Below are 4,513 nucleotides of genomic sequence, written 5' to 3' on the forward strand. Positions count from 1 at the left end.
TATCCGTGATAGGTAAGGTGCTAGCTAAAATTTGCGCGCTATGCTTTTCAAGCTCAGCCATGCCGTTATACATCACGGCTACTTTATCCCAATCAACCGCACTCCCGCCCGCTCCGTCTCTAGTCATAGGCGCAAATTTAAGCTCCCTAATCGCCTGCCAGTTTAGTAGTCCTTGCATGTTTGCTCCTTAAAATTTAAGACAGGACGCCTAAAACTATCCAAGGCGTCCTAGAAGGGCAAATTTTAAAATTTAACTTCGGCCGAGAGCATAAACGTCCTGCTCTGTCCCAAAAAGATACTTGTACCCGCGCCCGTCGTAGTTCCGTCGATATTTGACGGGAACATTCCGACCCAGTACTTTTTATCAAATACGTTATTTACGTTAAATCTTAGAGTTGTTTGCTTGCCTAGCCACTCTTTTGTTACGTAGCGGATGCCAAGATCTGTGGTAAAGTACGCAGGCACCGCATTTACGTTGCGCTGATCGGCGTAGCGTTTGCCGGTGTAGTGTAAATTTGCGCTTAGTGCTAGCTTGTTTGTATTTGGCACGACGTAGTCAAAGAGTAAATTTGACTGAACTTTGGGTTCGCCGACCACGATCTTGCCCTGCGCATAAGCTTGTTTTGCCTTTTTTAGCTTCGGCTGTATTAGTGCGACGCCGCCCATTACGCTAAGATCGTTTGTGATCTTGCCTCCTGCGGTAAGCTCCATGCCTCTATTTACTTGCTCGCCTTGGATGCTATATTCGTTGTTGTCGCCTAGATAGGCTATCGGGCGCTTTATCTCATAAAGCGCCGCAGATAGGTCGATATCCTCTATCCTAGCTTTTGCGCCGATCTCGTATTGTTTACTTCTAAAAGGCTTTAAAACGACCGTTTCGCCGTATCTTGGATTGGTTCTTTCGTAGGTGTAGCTTGAGCCTGCTTGCAAGCTATCTGCATACGTGAAGTATAGGCTTACGTTTTCTACCGGGCGGTAAATAAAGCTCGCCGCATAGCTAGTGCCGCTCTCGTCGTACGTTTTTACGCCCGTTTGCTTGTTTTTGTTCTCAAAGTTGCTTCTGGCTGCGCTTAAAATGACGCTAAAGTAGTCGTTTAGCTTGATATCGTCGGCGATAGTTAGGTTTTTCATAGTACTTTGGCTATTTTTATAAGCTCCGCCGCCTTTTGTTACGTGCGGATTTGAAAAGGTTTTTGGATTATATAAATTCGAGTTGCCCAAATTTGCTCTTCCGCCTGCGGTTTTAGCGCCGTATATTGTCCAGTTATAGCCGTTTGCCTGCACGCCGAAGTTGTGCTCTACGCCGAGCGTCTCAAACTCGGTCGTGGCCTTAGCAAACCAGCTTTGCACGTCAAACCTACTTGCCGCACCGTTTCCGCCGCTAGCCACTACGCTAAAATCGCCGTTTTGGTTGATAAAGGTTTTGCTCGTACCGTACATATCGCGGATCGCTTTTTGCCACTGATAGCCGCCCTCAAAGTACCAAATTTCAGTCGGTGCGTATTTAAATTTAACGCTAGCAGTCGTAGTTTTTAGATCGCTTCCGGCCCATTCTTGCTCTAGGCCGGCTTTCGTATTTTTAGCAGCATCCGGAACGGCAAAGTTTAAAGCGCCGTTTCTACCAGGCATAGAAAAGCCGCCTGGATTTCCTAGAATTTTGTGTTTGTAGTAGCTAAAATTCGTCTCGATGGTAAAATTTTCGGTTAGATAAAAATCAAGCCCTAGACTAGCTAAATTTCTTTCGTAGTCGCTATTTTTAGCTTGCTTTGCGCCGTCGCTCTTGTAAAACACACCTCGGTAGCCGACGTACTGAAATCTATCCGAAGTATCCCAGCCTATACCGAAATTTGACCTACTCGTATAATCAGCCCAAAACGTGTTTGAAAACGGTATCGGACGCTTTCTGGTATAGTTAAAAATGCCTGCCGGATCTTGTCCGCCGTAAAGCGAGCCTGCAAGACCGTTTTGTATCTGAAGCCCCTCAAACATATACATAGGTATGGCCGTAGTAGAAACCGAGTAAAAGCCGTCCCAAAGTACGTTACCGACGACTGAGCCCTGAAAGCCGCGAGTCTGCGGACGGCCTACCTCGATGCCGCCTCTGGTTTGGATTTGCGCTGAAGGAAAATACTTCACCGCATCCTCAAAACCGGCCACGCCTTGGTGATTCATCGTCTCGATCGACATCGTGTTTGCCTGATAAGGCATATCAAGCACCTTTTTGCCTGCTAGTGGGCCACTGGCGACACCCTTGTTTAGTATACCTTCGCTAATACCGCTTTCGCTGATATTATCGCCGACGCTGTTTACCTCGACCCCCTGAAGCTTGACCGTATCGGCTGCGTTTGCTTGTGCTGCAAATAGCGCTAAAACCGCACATGCGGCGACTGAAATTTTAACTTTCATTCATACCCCTTTGTTGAAGTGTTAAAATATTTATTTTTATATTTAGATAAGCTGATGTTACATCTTATTACCTTAATCCGCAACTTATCTGTAATATATTTTTTAAATTTAATAAATTTATGTTTACTTTGCAGGCATCTTGGGTTAAATTTTATTTTAGTTAAAATTGAGCGTATAAAGAGGTACGAAAGCGCTAAATTTGAAAGCGGTATTGCGAGATAATTTTATATCAAGAAGCGTTGCAAATTTGAATGCGAGGCAATAAAGTAGAGTATCGCGAGACGGCTTTGATGGTTGCGAAGAAAATTTTCTACCGAAGATAGAACACGTAGTTCATCAAGGGAGATTTCTAGCTCCATTAAAGACGCTCGCGAGGCAAGCTCTAAATCAAATTAAAATTTGACTTCAGCAGAAAGCATAAACATCCTGCTCTCGCCCAGGCTTAGCCCGTTAGCTACGCCAAGAACGCTAGCGCTGGTGCCTGCGCCGTCGGCGCTTGCAGGATACATGCCCGCCCAGTATTTTTTGTTAAATACGTTATTTACGTTAAAGCGCAAGGTGGTTTGTTTGCCCAGCATCGCGCGGCTAACGTATCTCACGCCAAGATCCGTGACGAAAAAGCTAGGCGTAGCCTGAGTGTTTAGATCGTCGATGTACATCTTGCTCGTGTAGTGGAAATTTGCGCTAAACGCGAGCTTTTCGGTATTTGGCACTACGTAGTCAAATAGCAAATTCGAGTTTAGTTTAGGCACGCCGTTTACGACTTTGCCGTTTGCACCTTTTAGTAGCGGATCTTTAAATTTAGAGTTTATCAGCGTAAATCCGCCTAGAACGCTTAAATTTGACGTGATTTTTCCGCCGCTCATAAACTCAAAGCCAGTATTTACCTGCTCGCCTTGGACGTCGTATCTGCCGTTACCGCCGACATAGGCGATAGGGCGCTGTATCCTAAACACCGCCGTGCTAAAGTCGATTTCGTTTATGCGAGCTTTAGCGCCTATTTCGTATTGTTTCGAGCGATACGGTTTTAGCACGCTAGTCGTGCCGTCGGTGTTCGTGCCGCTGCCGCCTTGTTGCAAGCTATCGGCAAAGGTAATATAGGTGCTCACGTTTTCAACCGGTTTATAAACCAGGCTCGCGCCGTAGCTAAGGCCTGATTCGTCGTATTTGGTCACGATAGGTTTTAGCTGTCTTTGCGTAGCGGTTATGGCCGGGCGAGTGCGCTCTTTGATCCAGCTGTTTGAGAGACTTAATAGCAAGCTAAAGTTATCGTTTATCGTGATATCGTCTAGCACGGAGATATTTTTCATATCGGTTGTGCTGAGTTTGTATAAATTTGAGCCTTTTTTAGAGTTTGGATGCGGGAAAATTTTAGGATCGTTGATATTTGCCGAGCCCGCTTTCGTCGTCGTGCTTAAATTTGAGTAGCGATACTGCACGTATCTGTATCCGTTTGCTTGCACGCTAAAGTTGTGATTTAGCCCCCAAGTATCAAAGTCCGTGACCGCCTTTAAATAGCCGCTAGGCAGGTCAAATCTATACGCCGCCGTCGCTCCGCCGCTGTGATAGGTATCGTAGTTGCCGTTTTTATCTATGATCCTATTTACGACGCTATGTATGTGGCGATCTGCTCGCTGGAACTGATATCCGCCCTCGAAATACCAATCCTCGCTCGGAGCGTATTTAAATTTAGCGCTAGCTGTCGTCGTTTTTAGATTCATACCGCCGTATGGCTGACCAAGGCCCGGAGTTTTGTTATCGACCGGATCTGGTAGCTTTAGGTCGTTTCTGATCATGCCGTCTTTTACGTAAAGCGCAAAAAGTCCCGCAAAGCCGTGAGTGTTGTGCTCGTAGTAGCTAGCTGCGGTCTCAAACGTAAGCGACTCGGTCGGATAAAACTCGAGCGTGATGCTGGCTAGGCGGCGCTGATAGTTGCTGTCTTTTACTTGTTTTGCGCCGTCTGAGCCGTATACGACCGCGCGGTAGCCTACCTTGTCAAATTTCATCGAGCTATCCACGCCCACGCCAAAGTGCTCTCGCGAAGCGTAGTCCGCCCAGATGCTGTGCTCGTTATCTACCGGGCGTTTTCTAGTGTAGTTAAAGACGC

Annotated in this window: 2 protein-coding genes; both read right to left on the reverse strand. The window is 46.4% G+C overall.

Going from position 1 to position 4,513, the window contains the following annotated elements; translation table 11 throughout:
• Positions 1 to 243: 243 nt before the first annotated feature.
• Positions 244 to 2,406: a TonB-dependent receptor gene (locus Q0338_RS08155; RefSeq protein ID WP_298086321.1), complete on the reverse strand. Its 2,163-nt coding sequence runs from the start codon at positions 2,404 to 2,406 to the stop codon at positions 244 to 246.
• Positions 2,407 to 2,798: 392 nt separating this feature from the next.
• On the reverse strand, positions 2,799 to 4,513 hold a 1,715-nt coding region (locus Q0338_RS08160; RefSeq protein ID WP_298086322.1), incomplete at its 5' end, for a TonB-dependent receptor.

The sequence above is a fragment of the uncultured Campylobacter sp. genome (assembly GCF_938018145.1).
In the GTDB taxonomy this organism is placed as follows: domain Bacteria; phylum Campylobacterota; class Campylobacteria; order Campylobacterales; family Campylobacteraceae; genus Campylobacter_A.

What these genes read in the sequence shown, in the direction of transcription:
- Q0338_RS08155 (WP_298086321.1), bottom strand. Translation starts at nt 2,406, where the DNA reads ATGAAAGTTAAAATTTCAGTCGCCGCATGTGCGGTTTTAGCGCTATTT.